The sequence below is a fragment of the Streptomyces mesophilus genome (assembly GCF_040300965.1).
Lineage (GTDB): Bacteria > Actinomycetota > Actinomycetes > Streptomycetales > Streptomycetaceae > Streptomyces > Streptomyces mesophilus_A.
In genome coordinates, this window is sequence record NZ_JBEPEW010000096.1 from 16,686 (window position 1) to 32,684 (window position 15,999).

Annotated in this window: 11 protein-coding genes; 9 read left to right on the forward strand and 2 right to left on the reverse strand. The window is 69.0% G+C overall.

The annotated features are described in order from the left end of the window. Positions 1-174: 174 nt before the first annotated feature. Positions 175-4,140, reverse strand: a complete 3,966-nt coding sequence (gene eccCa / locus ABT367_RS27905; RefSeq protein ID WP_352255904.1) for a type VII secretion protein EccCa — start codon at positions 4,138-4,140, stop codon at positions 175-177. Between the two features lie 285 nt (positions 4,141-4,425). On the opposite strand from eccCa, the gene eccD reads away from it, so the two are divergent. From eccD to ABT367_RS27935, 6 genes are all read left to right on the forward strand, one after another. Beyond that, entirely contained in the window at positions 4,426-5,940 is a 1,515-nt protein-coding gene (gene eccD, locus ABT367_RS27910; protein WP_352255906.1) for a type VII secretion integral membrane protein EccD, read from the forward strand. A 214-nt stretch (positions 5,941-6,154) separates the two neighbouring features. Beyond that, positions 6,155-6,445 (forward strand): 30S ribosomal protein S15, encoded by a 291-nt coding sequence (gene rpsO / locus ABT367_RS27915; protein WP_165333511.1) that lies wholly within the window; start codon positions 6,155-6,157, stop codon positions 6,443-6,445. Between the two features lie 393 nt (positions 6,446-6,838). Then, positions 6,839-9,067, forward strand: a complete 2,229-nt coding sequence (locus ABT367_RS27920; protein WP_352255908.1) for a polyribonucleotide nucleotidyltransferase — start codon at positions 6,839-6,841, stop codon at positions 9,065-9,067. Continuing rightward, the gene (locus ABT367_RS27925) at positions 9,064-10,443 is read left to right on the forward strand and encodes a M16 family metallopeptidase (protein ID WP_352255910.1); all 1,380 of its coding nucleotides are present in this window, start codon (positions 9,064-9,066) and stop codon (positions 10,441-10,443) included. Before ABT367_RS27920 ends, ABT367_RS27925 begins: the two co-directional genes overlap by 4 nt. Before the next feature lie 44 nt (positions 10,444-10,487). Continuing rightward, positions 10,488-11,243: a 4-hydroxy-tetrahydrodipicolinate reductase gene (dapB, locus tag ABT367_RS27930; RefSeq protein WP_352255912.1), complete on the forward strand. Its 756-nt coding sequence runs from the start codon at positions 10,488-10,490 to the stop codon at positions 11,241-11,243. Positions 11,244-11,250: 7 nt separating this feature from the next. After that, entirely contained in the window at positions 11,251-11,697 is a 447-nt protein-coding gene (locus ABT367_RS27935) for a hypothetical protein (protein WP_165333519.1), read from the forward strand. Positions 11,698-11,783: 86 nt separating this feature from the next. On the opposite strand, the gene ABT367_RS27940 is transcribed toward ABT367_RS27935, so the two are convergent. Next, on the reverse strand, positions 11,784-12,338 hold the full coding sequence (locus tag ABT367_RS27940) for a hypothetical protein (protein ID WP_352255914.1): 555 nt from the start codon (positions 12,336-12,338) through the stop codon (positions 11,784-11,786). Positions 12,339-12,585: 247 nt separating this feature from the next. Between ABT367_RS27940 and ABT367_RS27945 the strand changes: the two genes are divergently transcribed. The 3 genes from ABT367_RS27945 to ABT367_RS27955 all read left to right on the forward strand — a co-directional run bounded on the left by ABT367_RS27945 (position 12,586) and on the right by ABT367_RS27955 (position 15,862). Beyond that, positions 12,586-12,822, forward strand: coding sequence for a hypothetical protein (locus ABT367_RS27945; protein WP_352255916.1), 237 nt, complete (start codon positions 12,586-12,588; stop codon positions 12,820-12,822). A 318-nt stretch (positions 12,823-13,140) separates the two neighbouring features. Continuing rightward, positions 13,141-14,040, forward strand: coding sequence for a 4-hydroxy-tetrahydrodipicolinate synthase (dapA, locus tag ABT367_RS27950; RefSeq protein WP_352255918.1), 900 nt, complete (start codon positions 13,141-13,143; stop codon positions 14,038-14,040). Positions 14,041-14,176: 136 nt separating this feature from the next. After that, complete coding sequence (locus ABT367_RS27955) at positions 14,177-15,862, forward strand: ribonuclease J (RefSeq protein WP_352255920.1); 1,686 nt, start codon at positions 14,177-14,179, stop codon at positions 15,860-15,862. The last annotated feature ends 137 nt before the right edge of the window (positions 15,863-15,999 follow it).

Genomic DNA, 15,999 nt, shown 5'->3' on the forward strand with positions numbered 1-15,999 from the left:
GACCCTCTTCCTTCCCCCGTCGACACCGACCTCTATTCGGAGCGGCGCATTCCAGATCAACCTAGTGATGCGGATCCGGCGTGGACAAGGCCTTGTGGCCTCGCGCACGCCCGAGCACCTTCTGCCGCGCCCCAACAAAGTGGGCGGCCCGGAACCTGCCCGAGCCGCCCACACTCACTCGCCCACAAACCCCGTCTGCACCAACGGATTCCCCCGCCGCCGCGACACGAAGACGCCCCGGCCCGCAGGCATCGGCCGCGGTCGTACGCCGCCGAAGAGGTCGCCCTCGTTCGGGTCGCCGGAGAGGACCACGCCCTGGGCGCCCAGCTCCATGATTCGCTGCATGAACGGCTCGTAGGAGGCCCGGCCCGCCCCCGCCGTATTGCGGGCGATGATGAAGCGGATGCCCACGTCCCGGGCGAACGGCAGCTGTTCCGTCAGCTTCGCCAGGGGGTTGCCGGACGATGTCGACACCAGGTCGTAGTCGTCGACGACCACGAAGACGTCCGGGCCCGACCACCAGCTGCGGTCCCGCAGCTGCTGCGCCGTGACCTCCGGGGACGGCGCACGGCGCTGCATCAGGTCCGCGAGGGCGTCCACGTGGTGGTCCATGGCGTTCGACATCGGGACGTACTCGGCCAGGTGCGAGGGCGGAGTGACATCGAGCAGCGCACGCCGGTTGTCGATGACGAAGAACTTCGCCGCGTTCCCGTCGTACCGCTGCGAGATCCGCGAGATCAGCAGCCGCAGCAGATTCGACTTGCCCGATTCGCTCTCGCCGAAGATCAGGAAGAACGGGTCGCGGTCGAAGTCGACGAAGACCGGCTCCAGGTTGTTCTCGTCGAGTGCGAAGGCCACTCCGAGCTCGGGGCGCGCCCCGCCCGCAGGCAGTTCCGCGGCCGGGAGCGAGCGGGGGAGGAGCCGTACCGCGGGAGCGCCCGGCACCGTCCAGTGCCTGGCCACCTCCTGCTGCATCGCCGTCGTCGCCTCCGACAGATCGCTGTCCGAGTTGATGCCGTCGATCCGCGGGACCGCCGCCATGAAGTGCAGCTTCTCCGGGGTCATGCCTCGGCCGGGCACCCCGGCCGGGACGTTCACCGCCACCTTGCGGTCGAGTTCGGAGTCCATGGTGTCGCCGAGCCGCAGCTCGAGGCGGTTCATCAGGTGGTCCTTGAGGCTGGACCTGACCTCCATCGAGCGCGAGGCGGTCAGCACGACATGGATGCCGTAACCCAGACCACGCGCCGCGATCTCCACGACGAGCGGGTCGAGATTCTCGTACTCGGAGCGGAAGTTGCCCCACCCGTCGATGACCAGGAAGACATCGCCCCACGGCTGGTCCGTGAACGAGATCTCACCGCGCGCCCGCATCCGCCGGAAGGTCGCGATCGAGTCGATCCCCGCCGTACGGAAGTACTCCTCGCGCCGCGCCAGGATCCCGTAGACCTCGGCCACCGTGCGCCGTACCCGCTCGGGGTCCAGACGGGAAGCGACCCCGCCCACATGCGGAAGACCCGCGATCGACGACATACCGCCGCCACCGAAGTCGAGGCCGTAGAACTGCACTTCATGCGGCGTGTGCGTCAGCGCGAAAGCCGAGATCAGCGTGCGCAGCAGCGTCGACTTCCCGGACTGCGGACCGCCCACGATCTGCATATGGCCCGCCGCGCCCGAGAAGTCCCGGTACAGCGTGTCCCGGCGCTGCTCGAACGGCTTGTCCACGACACCGAGCGGAACGACCAGCCGGCCGGCCCCCTCGTAGCCGGGCACGGTCAGCCCGCGGCCCTCGACCGCGGTGAGCCCGGGCAGCACCTCGTCCATCGACGGCGGATTGTCCAGCGGCGGCAGCCACACCTGGTGCGCCGCGACGCCCCGGCCCTCGAGCCGCCGCACGATCACATCGAGGACGGTGTCGGCCAGCGCCTCGTCATCCGCCGCGGACCGCGCGTCCGGCACCAGCGCGGCCGCATCCGGCGCCACGTACTGCACGGGCACGGGAGCCGCCGTGAACGGGACCGGACGCCGGTCCACGGGCAGCGGCCCGCCCGCCACCACCTGCGCCGCACCGTCGCGGTACGTACCGGAGACGTACGCCGCCTTGAAGCGCACCATCTCGTCCGTACCGAACTTGAGATAGCCCGAGCCGGGCACGTTCGGCAGCGTGTACGCGTCCGGTACACCGATCGCGGCCCGCGACTCCGCCGCCGAGAAGGTCCGCAGACCCACCCGGTACGACAGATACGTCTCGAGCCCCCGCAGCCGGCCTTCCTCCAGGCGCTGCGAGGCGAGCAGCAGATGGACGCCGAGCGAGCGCCCGATACGTCCGATCTGCACGAACATCTCGATGAAGTCCGGCTTCGCCGTCAACAGTTCGCTGAACTCGTCGATCACCAGGACGAGTGACGGGATCGGCTGCAGCGGCGCACCCGCCGCGCGCGCCTTCTCGTAGTCGTGGATGTTCGCGTAGTTGCCGGCGTCGCGGAGCATCTCCTGGCGGCGGTTGAGCTCACCGCGGATGGAGTCGCCCATGCGGTCGACGAGCGTCAGATCGTCCGCGAGGTTGGTGATCACCGCAGCCACATGCGGCATTTGGGACATACCGGCGAAGGTCGCGCCACCCTTGAAGTCCGCGAGAACGAAGTTCAGCGTCTCGGACGAGTGCGTGACCGCAAGGCCCAATACGAGCGTACGGAGCAGCTCCGACTTACCCGAACCGGTCGCGCCGACGCACAGACCGTGCGGGCCCATACCCTCCTGCGCCGCCTCCTTGAGGTCGAGCATGACGGGCGTCCCGTCCTCGCCCACACCGATCGGCACCCTCAGCCGCTCGGCCTGCGCCCGCGGCCGCCAGGTGCGCGAGACGTCCACCGAGGCCGCGTCGCCGAGGTTCAGCAGATCGGTGAACTCCAGGTTGGCGAGCAGCGGTTCGTCGTCGTCACCGCCGGAGGCCATCCGCAGCGGAGCGAGCTGGCGGGCGAGCGCCTCTGCGGCCTCGTACGAGAGCCGGTCCGGCGTTCCCTCGTAGACGAGGCCATGGCCGGACTCGAGCTGCAGCCGCTCCCGGTCGACCGTGACGGAGAGCCCGCCGCGCGCGCCGTGGTGCTCGCCGGGCACGACCTCGATGACCGTGACGCCCTGGAGTCCCTCGGGCGCGGCCAGCGGCGAAAGCGGCGGCAGGCCCTCGCCGTCGAGGACGACGACGACATGTGGCTGGTCGAGCAGGGGAGCGCCGTTGACCTGGAAGCGGGGACGGCCGTCGAGCCGGCCGGCAAGCAGCTCCTCCAGCTCCGCGGCCTCCGTGGTGATCATGCGGCGGCTGCCCGCGCCGTCCGGCGCACCGCCGGACTGCACATGCGGCAGCCACTTCGTCCACTCCCAGTGCGCGGCCGCGTCGCGGCGCGCGGCGACCGCGATCAGCAGGTCGTCGGGGGAGTGCAGGGAGGCAAGCGAACCGACGAGCGCGCGCACGGATCCGCGTACCGCATCCGCCTCACCGCTGACCGTCACGTGGTAGAAGGCGCGCAGCGACACTGCCATCGGCAGCTCGTCCAGGGTGCTGTGCGTGTGCAGGAACTGCTGCATCGCACCCGCCGTCAGCGGTTCCAGCTCGTCGACCGGCGCCGTCTCGGGGGCGATCAGCGGGGTCGCGAGCTGCTGGGCGCCGAGTCCGATGCGGACCTGGCCGAAGTCGTCGTCGCCGACGCGGCGTTCCCACACCCGGCTGCCCTCGGCGACGAGCGCCCACAGCTGTTCGGGGGCGGGGTGCAGATAGAACTGCGCATCGCGCTGAAGCCGGGCCGTGCGCTGGACACCGCGTCGCGTCTGCGCGAGATAGCGGAGGTAGTCACGGCGCATGTCGGCCAGTTGCCCTTGCGTACCGCGACGGTAACGAACCAGCATCGCGATCGCCATGGCGATCGTGGACGCGATCATCACCATGCCCATGATCCGCATGATCGGATTCGGCGTCATGAAGAAGAAGACGACAGATCCGCCCATACCGAGCATCGGCAGGAGCTGCATCAGCGCACCCTCCTGCTGACCGCGCGGCAGCTCCGGAGGGGGCTGCAACTGCACCTGCTCACCAGGCACTTCGGTGGGCAGAGCGCGCGGTGGGCGCTTGACGACGATCTGGCTCACAGCTCACCAATTCCCTTGCCGGACGGAAATGTTCCTATCGGCGCCCCCGTGGCGACAAGGCCCGTCCGCGGGGGGTGATCCTACTTGCGTACCACGGGACGCACGGGCGGTAGGGTGTCGCGAGATACGGATGAGGTAAGCACCACGGAACGTCTTCCGGTAGTACGCAGCCGCGAACCAGCGCAAAATTCAGGGGCTTTACGGAACCTGCTGCGAAGGTCCGTATCTGTGCACTTTGCCGGACACCTCACGAACTTCACGTAACACGTACGAGGGGGAGCAGCAGTGAGTACGACCGTCCAAGCGCCGGCCTCGGGCGCGGCGGGCCGGCCCGGCCCCGGAACGCCGGCCGTCGGCGGCACCGGCTTCTGCCGCGTCACGGTCGTGGCCCCCGACAGCCGCGTCGACGTCGCCCTGCCCGATGACATCCCGGTCGCCGATCTCTACCCCGAGATCCTGCGGCTCTCCGGACAGAGCCCGGCCCCCGGCGCCCCTGTCGGCTACCACCTGGTGCGCCGCGACGGCACGGTCCTCGACAGCGCGGGCTCGCTCGCGACCCAGCGCATCCTCGACGGCGAACTGCTCTCACTGCGCCCCTTCGCCGACTCGCTGCCGCCGGCCGTCTTCGACGACGTCTCGGACGCGGTCGCCTCGGCCGTCGCCAAGGACCGCACGCTGTGGTCCGACGGCCTGATGCGCGGCGCGGGCCTCTTCGGCGGCTCGGTGCTCCTCGTCCTGCTCGCCTTCGTGCTGTGGACCTCGGGCATGGGCCACGACATGCACGGCCTGCCGGGGATCCTGGCCGCCGTCGCGGGCGTCCTGCTGCTCGCTCTGTCGTGCGTACGGGCCCGTGTGTACGACGACCGCGCCTCCGCGGTCGCCTTCGGCGTCGGTGCGCTGGCCAACGCCGCGGTCGCCGGTTCCGGACTGCTGCCCCCGGCCACCGGCCAGGGCGTCGGCAAGCTCCAGTTCCTGCTCGCCTGCGCGGCCGTCCTGCTCTTCTCCGTGATCCTCATGATCGTGACGCCGAGCGGCGACGGCCCCTTCGTGGCCTTCGTCTTCGCCTCCACGATCGGCCTCCTGATCACCTTCGTGGCGATCCTCACCGAGATCGAGCCGATCGAGGCCGCCGCGGCCTGCGCCCCGCTCGCCGTCGGCGTCCTCGCCTTCCTGCCCGGCCTCTCGGCCCGCTTCGCCCGGCTGCCCATCGGCTTCGAGCCGCCCCGTACGACGGTCGGCGACTACGGCAACGGCGACGACCGCACCCCCCAGGGACCGGTAGACGGGGAGCGCATCGCGGCCCAGGCACGGCGCGGCCACGAACTCCTCGTGGGCCTGGTCGGCGGCTGCGCCCTCGTCGCCGTGACCGCGGCCGGCGTGCTCGGCTTCTCGGACAACGTCTGGGGCCAGCTGCTCGCCTTCGCCACGGGCGTCGCGCTCCTGATGCGCGCCCACCTCTTCCGCTACACCGCCCAGGTCGGCTGCGCGCTCGCCGCCGGCCTCGCCGCCCTGGTGCTGCTCGGCCTCGGGCTCGCCCTGAACCCGCCGCTCGAGCTGTGGCACGACGCGCTGCGCGGCGACGGTCTGGCCCTGGACATCCGGATGATCTGGCTCACGACCGCGATCGCGCTCTGTGCCGCCCTGATCACGGCGATCGGCCTGATCGTGCCCAGCAAGGGCGTCACCCCGTTCTGGGGCCGCTTCCTGGAGATCGCCGAGTCCATGGTGCTGCTCACGCTGCTCCCGCTGTGCCTCGCGGTCTTCGACGTGTACCACTCGATCCGGGCGCTCACGTCCTGATCCGCACGAGGCCATGTCCTGATCCGCACCAGGCTGCGGTAAGGCGCGCCACGCCCGGCTGGTACTCTGTGTAACGGCCGTTTGTGTACGCACCCCGCGACGTAAGACTCCGGGGCTCGCGCCCAGCGGATCCCCGCCTTCCGAGTCAAGGAAGCTCCCCTGAGATGTAGACCAGGGGCACTCGGCGGCACATCACTGACACAGAGGAGTTCGCGTGTCCCTCGACACCGCCACGAAGAAGCAGATCATGGCCGAGTTCGCCACCAAGGAAGGTGACACCGGCTCCCCCGAGGTCCAGGTCGCCATGCTTTCGCGTCGCATCTCGGACCTGACCGAGCACCTCAAGACCCACAAGCACGACCACCACAGCCGTCGTGGTCTGCTGATCCTGGTCGGCCAGCGTCGCCGCCTCCTGCAGTACCTGGCCAAGAAGGACATCCAGCGCTTCCGTGCGCTGGTCGACCGCCTCGGCATCCGCCGCGGTGCGGCCGGCGGCGCCAAGTAAGACGCCACAAAGGGAGCGGTTCCCACTCTTAGGGGGCCGCTCCCTTTGCTGTACGTGCGTAGTGACACCGAGGCTTTGTAGTCTGGTGGGCACAACGCAACACTGAAAACGCACCACCCAGCATCACTCAGCACCACTCATAGGAGAGGCGCCCCCACAGCCGCCGCCGGTCCTCGGTAGTGGCCCCCGGGGCCTCGTAAGCCTCACAGCAGGCGAACAGGCCACCCCGGGTGCTTCGATCGAAGACCGGCCCGCATCCGAGGCGCGCTTCTCCGCCCAGTCCACCGCCACACGGCGGCCCGGACGCCAGTCCCCCGCCATACGGGCGGCCCAGGACTAAAGACGCATACGTACGCAGACGAACGCGTACGACGAACGTAGGAGAAACCGCTAGTGGAGAACGAGACCCACTACGCCGAGGCCGTCATCGACAACGGCACCTTCGGCACCCGCACCATCCGCTTCGAGACGGGCCGCCTGGCCAAGCAGGCCGCCGGCTCCGCCGTCGCGTACCTGGACGACGACACGATGGTCCTCTCGGCCACGACCGCGTCCAAGAAGCCCAAGGACCAGCTCGACTTCTTCCCGCTCACGGTGGATGTCGAGGAGCGGATGTACGCGGCCGGCAAGATCCCCGGCTCCTTCTTCCGCCGTGAGGGCCGTCCCTCCGAGGACGCCATCCTCACCTGCCGTCTGATCGACCGGCCGCTGCGCCCGTCGTTCAAGAAGGGCCTGCGCAACGAGATCCAGATCGTCGAGACGATCATGGCCCTCAACCCCGACCACCTGTACGACGTGGTCGCGATCAACGCCGCCTCCTGCTCCACGCAGCTGGCCGGCCTGCCCTTCTCCGGCCCGATCGGCGGCACCCGTGTCGCGCTGATCAAGGGTCAGTGGGTCGCGTTCCCGACGCACACCGAGCTCGAGGACGCCGTCTTCGACATGGTGGTCGCCGGTCGCGTCCTGGAGGACGGCGACGTCGCGATCATGATGGTCGAGGCCGAGGCCACCGAGAAGACCATCGAGCTCGTCAAGGGCGGCGCCCAGGCGCCGACCGAAGAGGTCGTGGCCGCGGGTCTCGAGGCCGCGAAGCCCTTCATCAAGGTCCTCTGCAAGGCCCAGGCCGAGCTCGCCGCCAAGGCTGCCAAGCCCACCGGTGAGTTCCCGGTCTTCCTGGAGTACCAGGACGACGTGCTCGAGGCCCTGACGGCCGCCGTCTCCTCCGAGCTTTCGCAGGCGCTCACCATCGCCGGCAAGCAGGAGCGCGAGGCCGAGCTGGACCGCGTCAAGGAGATCGCCGCCGAGAAGCTGCTCCCGCAGTTCGAGGGTCGCGAGAAGGAGATCTCCGGTGCGTACCGCGCGCTGACCAAGAAGCTGGTCCGCGAGCGCATCATCAAGGACAAGGTCCGCATCGACGGCCGTGGCCTGACCGACATCCGTACGCTCGCGGCCGAGGTCGAGGCCATCCCGCGCGTGCACGGCTCGGCGCTGTTCGAGCGTGGCGAGACCCAGATCCTGGGCGTCACCACCCTCAACATGCTCCGCATGGAGCAGCAGCTGGACACCCTTTCCCCGGTGACCCGCAAGCGCTACATGCACAACTACAACTTCCCGCCGTACTCCGTCGGTGAGACCGGCCGCGTCGGTTCGCCGAAGCGCCGCGAGATCGGCCACGGTGCGCTCGCCGAGCGCGCCATCGTGCCGGTCCTGCCGACGCGCGAGGAGTTCCCCTACGCGATCCGTCAGGTGTCCGAGGCCCTCGGCTCCAACGGTTCGACGTCCATGGGCTCGGTCTGCGCCTCGACCATGTCGCTCCTGAACGCCGGTGTGCCGCTGAAGGCCCCGGTCGCCGGTATCGCCATGGGTCTGATCTCCCAGGAGATCGACGGCGACACGCACTACGTCGCCCTCACCGACATCCTCGGTGCGGAGGACGCGTTCGGTGACATGGACTTCAAGGTCGCCGGTACGAAGGAGTTCGTGACCGCGCTCCAGCTCGACACCAAGCTCGACGGCATCCCCGCCTCGGTCCTGGCCGCCGCGCTGAAGCAGGCCCGCGACGCCCGTCTGCACATCCTCGACGTGATGGTGGAGGCGATCGACGTTCCGGACGAGATGTCCCCGAACGCGCCGCGCATCATCACCGTCAAGATCCCGGTGGACAAGATCGGTGAGGTCATCGGCCCCAAGGGCAAGATGATCAACCAGATCCAGGAGGACACCGGCGCCGACATCACGATCGAGGACGACGGCACCATCTACATCGGTGCCGCGCAGGGCTCGCAGGCCGAGGCCGCGCGCGCCACGATCAACGGCATCGCCAACCCGACCATGCCGGAGGTCGGCGAGCGCTACCTGGGCACCGTCGTGAAGACGACGACCTTCGGTGCGTTCGTGTCGCTGCTCCCGGGCAAGGACGGTCTGCTGCACATCTCGCAGATCCGTAAGCTCGCCGGCGGCAAGCGCGTGGAGAACGTCGAGGACGTGCTCGGCGTGGGCGCCAAGGTCCAGGTCGAGATCGCCGAGATCGACTCCCGCGGCAAGCTCTCCCTCATCCCCGTCATCGAGGGCGAAGAGGGCGACGAGAAGGCCTCGGACGAGAAGGACGACGCCTCCAAGTGACGTCCCGTAGCACCGCGGCGACGGCCCGTACCTCCTCGGAGGTGCGGGCCGTCGCCCGTACCCAAACGCTTCTCAAGGGCAGCAATGGCATCGGCACCGTCCGTCGCACCGTCCTCCCCGGCGGTCTGCGCGTGGTCACCGAGACCCTGCCCTCCGTACGCTCCGCGACCTTCGGCATCTGGGCCCACGTCGGTTCCCGCGACGAGACCCCGGCGCTGAACGGCGCGACGCACTATCTCGAGCACCTCCTGTTCAAGGGCACCAAGCAGCGCACCGCGCTCGACATCTCCGCCGCGATCGACGCGGTCGGCGGCGAGATGAACGCGTTCACGGCCAAGGAGTACACCTGCTATTACGCGCGGGTGCTCGACACCGATCTCCCGCTCGCGATCGACGTGGTGTGCGACATGCTCACCGGTTCGCTGATCGAGCAGGCCGACGTGGACGCCGAACGCAACGTGATCCTCGAAGAGATCGCGATGACCGAGGACGACGCCGGCGACTGCGTGCACGACCTGTTCGCGCACACGATGCTCGGCGACACCCCGCTCGGCCGCCCGGTCCTGGGCACGGTCGACACGATCAACGCGCTGGACGCGGGCCGGATCCGCCGCTTCTACAAGAAGCACTACGATCCGCGCCACTTGGTGGTCGCCGCCGCCGGAAACGTGGATCACAACAAGGTCGTACGCCAGGTCCGCGCCGCCTTCGAGAAAGCGGGCGCGCTCAAGGCCACCGACGCCACCCCGATCGCCCCGCGCGACGGCCGCCGCATCCTGCGCGCGTCCGGCAAGGTCGAGCTGATCGAGCGCAAGACCGAGCAGGCCCATGTCGTCCTCGGCATGCCGGGTCTGGCCCGTACCGACGAGCGGCGGTGGGCACTCAGCGTGCTCAACACCGCGCTCGGCGGCGGGATGTCCTCCCGCCTCTTCCAGGAGGTACGGGAGAAGCGCGGCCTCGCGTACACGGTCTACTCGTACACCTCGGGCTTCGCCGACTGCGGCCTGTTCGGTGTGTACGCGGGCTGCCGTCCGTCGCAGGTCCACGACGTCCTGAAGATCTGCCGCGACGAGCTCGACCAGGTCGCCGCGCATGGTCTGAGCGACGAGGAGATCGGCCGCGCGATCGGCCAGCTCTCCGGCTCCACCGTCCTCGGCCTCGAGGACACCGGTGCGCTCATGAACCGGATCGGCAAGAGTGAGCTCTGCTGGGGCGAGCACATGTCGGTCGACGACATGCTGGCCCGGATAGCTGCGGTCACCCCCGACGACGTACGGGAAGTGGCCCGCGAGATCCTGGGGCAGCGGCCCTCGCTGTCGGTGATCGGCCCGCTGAAGAACCGCCAGGCGGCCCGGCTGCACGAAGCGGTCGCCTAGCCCGGCTTCTTGACGTCGCCCAACTCCCGTAAGGAATCAAGCAAATGAGCAAGCTGCGTGTGGCGGTCCTCGGTGCGAAGGGCCGCATCGGCTCCGAGGCCGTACGCGCCGTCGAGGCCGCCGAGGACATGGAGCTCGTGGCGGCGCTCGACCGCGACGACAAGATCGAGGCGCTCGCCGATGCGGGTGCCCAGGTCGCCATCGACCTGACGCACCCCGACGCGGTCCTCGGCAACCTCGAGTACTGCGCGGGCCACGGCATCAACGCCGTGGTGGGCACCACCGGCTGGACCGACGAGCGGCTCGCCCAGGTGCAGGACTGGCTGGCGAAGTCCCCGTCGACCGGTTTCCTGATCGCGCCGAACTTCTCCATCGGCGCGGTCCTGACCATGCAGTTCGCCCAGCAGGCGGCCCGGTTCTTCGAGTCCGTCGAGGTCATCGAGCTGCACCACCCCAACAAGGCGGACGCCCCTTCGGGTACGGCGCACCGCACCGCCCAACTGATCGCGGCGGCCCGGGAGAAGGCAGGCTGCGCCCCGCAGCCCGACGCCACTTCCACGGCCCTCGACGGTGCCCGCGGCGCGGACGTCGACGGCGTGCCCGTCCACTCCGTACGCCTGCGGGGTCTGCTCGCCCACCAGGAGGTGCTGCTCGGCGGCGAGGGCGAGACGCTCACGATCCGCCATGACTCGCTGCACCACAAGTCGTTCATGCCGGGCATCCTGCTCGGCGTGCGCCGCGTGGTGGACACCCCGGGCCTCACCTTCGGCCTGGAGCACTTCCTGGACCTGGGCAACTGACGAGCCGATGCGCGCAAAGCTCACCTACTTCGCCCTGGCCGCCGCCCTGGTCGCGTATTTCGTCCTGGTCGGCAGCCGCGGTGTCCTGCTCATAGAGCAGGGCACCGTGCTCACCGTGACGTTCGGCGTCGCGGTGCTCATCCTGCCGCTCATCGGCCTGTGGTTCCTCTGGAAGACGACCCAATTCGCCCGCAAGGCAGGGAAGTTGGCCGCCGAGCTGGAAGCCGAGGGCGGGCTTCCGGTCGACGAGCTCAAGCGGCTGCCCAGCGGCCGTATCGACCGCGACTCGGCCGACGAGGTCTTCGCCCGCCGCCGCGCCGAGACGGAGGACGCGCCGAACGACTGGCGCTGCTGGTTCCGCCTCGCGGTCGCCTACCACGACGCACGGGACACCCCCCGCGCCCGTAAGGCGATGCAGCGTGCGATCGCACTGCGTGAGCGCAACCCGGCCTGAACCGGACCCCGATGACAGAGCCCCGCCCGGCGCGAAGCCGGGCGGGGCTCTGTCATATCCGATGAGTCGGCGGCGAACCCGATGAATCAGTGAGCCGGCTGGTACTCGTAGGCCCACGCCTCGATCGTGTCCGCGGCGCGGTCGAACGCCTCGGGCCGCCCCAGGAAGTCCCCGTTGTGCGAGGTCATCAGCGGATCCGTGAGCGGCTTGCCATGACCCGGTACGAGGACGACCGCCTGACCCTGCACGGTGCGCGGAAGGCCGAGCCAGCGCACCGGCTGCTGCGTGGTCCGCACCGAGGCCACACCGCTCCACGGCACGGTCCTGGTCAGGAAGAACCCGACCCTGCGTACGCCCCGCGCACTCACCCAGGTGCCGACCCGCAGCAGCCGCAGCGAGGCGGCGATCACGAGAAGCGCTCCGATGCCGCAGAGGGCACCGGCGGAGGGCGCGTCCGCGAGAGCGATGATCATCGCGGCGAGCAGCATGTACGAGGCCAGGAGCAGCAACAAGGCCGCGGCACCGACGCGCCACGGACCGGGCCGGTACGGCCGGCGCCACTGGTCGCGGTCGTCGAAGGGCAGCGCGACGTCGTCCGCCTGGTCGAATGCGCGGTCGGCTGTAAGGAAGGCTAGGGGCACGACGTAATCCTCACTCAAGCCCGCTCGAAGGTGTGCTCGGTGAGGCTACCCAGGCATTCCATGAGCGACCAGTCCCGGGGGTCCGAGCGGAGTCCGTGCCGCGCCGTTCAGGCTAGGCACCACGTGCGGCGGTCTCCGATGTTCTTCGCTGAAATTTCCGATTTCGCGGCACCTTTGTGCGCTTCTACGCGTCTGTATGGGTACGAGACACCAGTAGCCACGAGTGACCCGAGGAGAAGCGCCCACCATGTTCCGTCGGCGAGAGCCCGTCCCGTTCGCCTTCATCGCCGAAGCCGACAAGTACCGCAGCAATGTGACCCCGCCCCCCAAAGAGCGCGCCACCGCCGGTCAGATAGCCGGCCGCACGCTCGTCGGCCTCACCGTCGTCGCCGGTCTGGTGGGTGCCCTGCTCTTCGGGATGCCCGCCCTGTCCCCGGACACCGCCCCGGCGCAGACCCAGCACTCCGAGGCCTCCGACCGCTGAAGCGGCGTCACGGAGGACGGAGTTGCCCGTTCGGTCCTGCCGGTCGGTTCTTTCTCCGCTCATGCGCGAGGTGTTCAACAAGAACGGCCACCTCGCTCAGTAACGGTGAGTGAGCAGCTTCAGAGCCGTCGCCCCGAACCTCCTTGCGAAGTGTCCGTATTGCGGCATTTCGAGAAGTTCATCTAGCCTGATCAAACGGACCCGGCACTGCTTGAACCCCCGAGCAGGCAGTGCCGGGCTCCTTTTGTCACGCCCCGTCACGGCCGGCGCCTCCCCCGAGGGGCGACCACGCACTGAGCAGCGAGTAGCGTGTTACCCATGGCTCCGATCTCGACTCCGCAGACCCCCTTCGGGCGGGTCCTCACCGCCATGGTCACGCCACTGACGGCGGATGGCGCTCTCGACCTCGACGGCGCGCAGCGACTGGCCGCCCATCTGGTGGACGCAGGCAACGACGGCCTGATCATCAATGGCACCACCGGCGAGTCCCCGACCACGAGCGACGCGGAGAAAGCCGATCTCGTACGAGCCGTACTGGAAGCGGTCGGTGACCGCGCCCACGTCGTCGCCGGCGTCGGCACGAATGACACGCACCACAGCATCGAGCTGGCCCTCGCGGCCGAAAAGGCCGGTGCGCACGGCCTGTTGACGGTCACGCCGTACTACAACAAGCCGCCGCAGGAAGGCCTCTTGAGGCACTTCACGGCCATCGCGGACAGCACCGAGCTGCCGGTGATGCTCTACGACATCCCCGGTCGCAGCGGCGTCCCGATCTCCACCGAGACGATCGTCCGACTGGCCGAGCACCCGCGGATCGTCGCCAACAAGGACGCCAAGGGCGACCTCGGCCGAGCCAGCTGGGCCATCACCCGCTCCGGACTCGCCTGGTACTCCGGCGACGACATGCTCAACCTCCCGCTGCTCTCCGTAGGAGCCGTCGGCTTCGTCTCCGTCGTCAGCCATGTCGTCACGCCCGAGCTGCGCGCCATGCTCGAGGCGTACAACTCCGGCGACGTCCGCAAGGCCACCGAGATCCACCAGAAGCTGCTGCCCGTCTTCACCGGCATGTTCCGTACGCAGGGCGTCATCACCACCAAGGCCGCGCTCGCCCTCCAGGGCCTGCCCGCCGGACCCCTGCGCCTGCCGCTCGTGGAGCTCTCCGCCCAGGAGACCGAACAGCTCAAGATCGATCTCGCCGCCGGCGGGGTACACCTCTGATCACAGACTTCACAACTGAATACGACGCACAACTGAACACGTACGCACCAACTGAACGCGACAACTGCATCGCACGAACGTCATGCGCGCCACGTGCCTTCAAGGAGGACGTGGCGCGCATGGGTAGGAGAGTCTTTTGAGTCATCCGCATCCCGAGCTCGGTTCCCCGCCGAAGCTTCCCGAAGGTGGCCTGCGCGTCACCCCGCTCGGCGGCCTGGGCGAAATCGGCCGCAACATGACGGTCTTCGAGTTCAACGGCCGCCTGCTCATCGTCGACTGCGGCGTGCTCTTCCCCGAGGAGGAGCAGCCCGGAATCGACCTGATCCTGCCGGACTTCAGCAGCATCAGGGACCGCCTCGACGACATCGAGGGCATCGTGCTCACGCACGGGCACGAGGACCACATCGGTGCCGTCCCCTATCTCCTGCGCGAGAAGGCGGACATCCCGCTGATCGGCTCCAAGCTCACCCTCGCGCTGATCGAGGCGAAGCTCCAGGAGCACCGCATCCGCCCGTACACCCTCGAGGTCAAGGAGGGGCACCGCGAGCGGATCGGCCCCTTCGACTGCGAGTTCGTGGCGGTCAACCACTCCATCCCGGACGCCCTGGCCGTCGCCATCCGCACCCCCGCGGGCATGGTCGTGCACACCGGCGACTTCAAGATGGACCAGCTGCCGCTCGACGGCCGGCTCACCGACCTGCACGCCTTCGCGCGTCTGAGCGAGGAGGGCATCGACCTCCTCCTCTCGGACTCGACGAACGCCGAGGTCCCGGGCTTCGTCCCGCCGGAGCGCGACATCTCCAATGTCGTACGGTCCGTCTTCGCCGGAGCCCAGAAGCGCATCATCGTGGCGAGCTTCGCGAGCCACGTGCACCGCATCCAGCAGGTCCTGGACGCAGCCCACGAATACGGCCGCAAGGTCGCCTTCGTCGGCCGCTCGATGGTCCGCAACATGGGCATCGCCCGTGACCTGGGCTATCTGCGTGTCCCGGCCGGACTCGTCGTGGACGTCAAGACGCTCGACGATCTGCCGGACCACGAGGTCGTTCTTGTCTGTACGGGTTCACAGGGCGAGCCGATGGCAGCACTGTCCCGGATGGCGAACCGCGACCACCAGATCCGGATCGTCCAGGGCGACACCGTGATCCTGGCGTCGTCCCTGATCCCGGGCAACGAGAACGCGGTCTACCGCGTGATCAACGGCCTGACCCGCTGGGGCGCCAACGTCGTCCACAAGGGCAACGCCAAGGTGCACGTCTCGGGCCACGCCTCGGCCGGCGAGCTCCTGTACTTCTACAACATCTGCAGGCCGCGCAACCTGATGCCGGTGCACGGCGAATGGCGCCATCTGCGCGCCAACGCCGAACTCGGCGCCATGACCGGTGTCCCGCAGGACCGGATCGTCATCGCCGAGGACGGCGTGGTCGTCGACCTGGTCGAGGGCAAGGCCAAGATCGTCGGCAAGGTCCAGGCCGGTTATGTGTACGTGGACGGCCTCTCGGTCGGCGATGTCACCGAGTCCTCCCTCAAGGACCGGCGCATCCTCGGAGACGAGGGCATCATCTCGGTCTTCGTGGTGGTCGACTCCACCTCCGGAAAGATCACCGGGGGACCGCACATCCAGGCCCGCGGCTCCGGTATCGAGGACTCGGCGTTCAGCGCCGTCATCCCGAAGGTCAACGAAGCCCTGGAGAAGTCGGCACAGGACGGTGTCGTCGAACCCCACCAGCTGCAGCAGCTCGTCCGCCGCACGCTGGGCAAGTGGGTCTCCGACAACTACCGTCGGCGCCCGATGATCCTGCCCGTCGTCGTAGAGGTCTGACACCGCGCTGACCAGCGCAAACGCTGTCCCACTCGGAGCGGGGGGGGGCGGTCTAAAATGGTGGGGGGGGGAGAGCTGGTGATTTGGGGGGGCGACGCCCGGGTGGGCGGGGCCCGGGGGGGGGGGGAGTTCGGCGG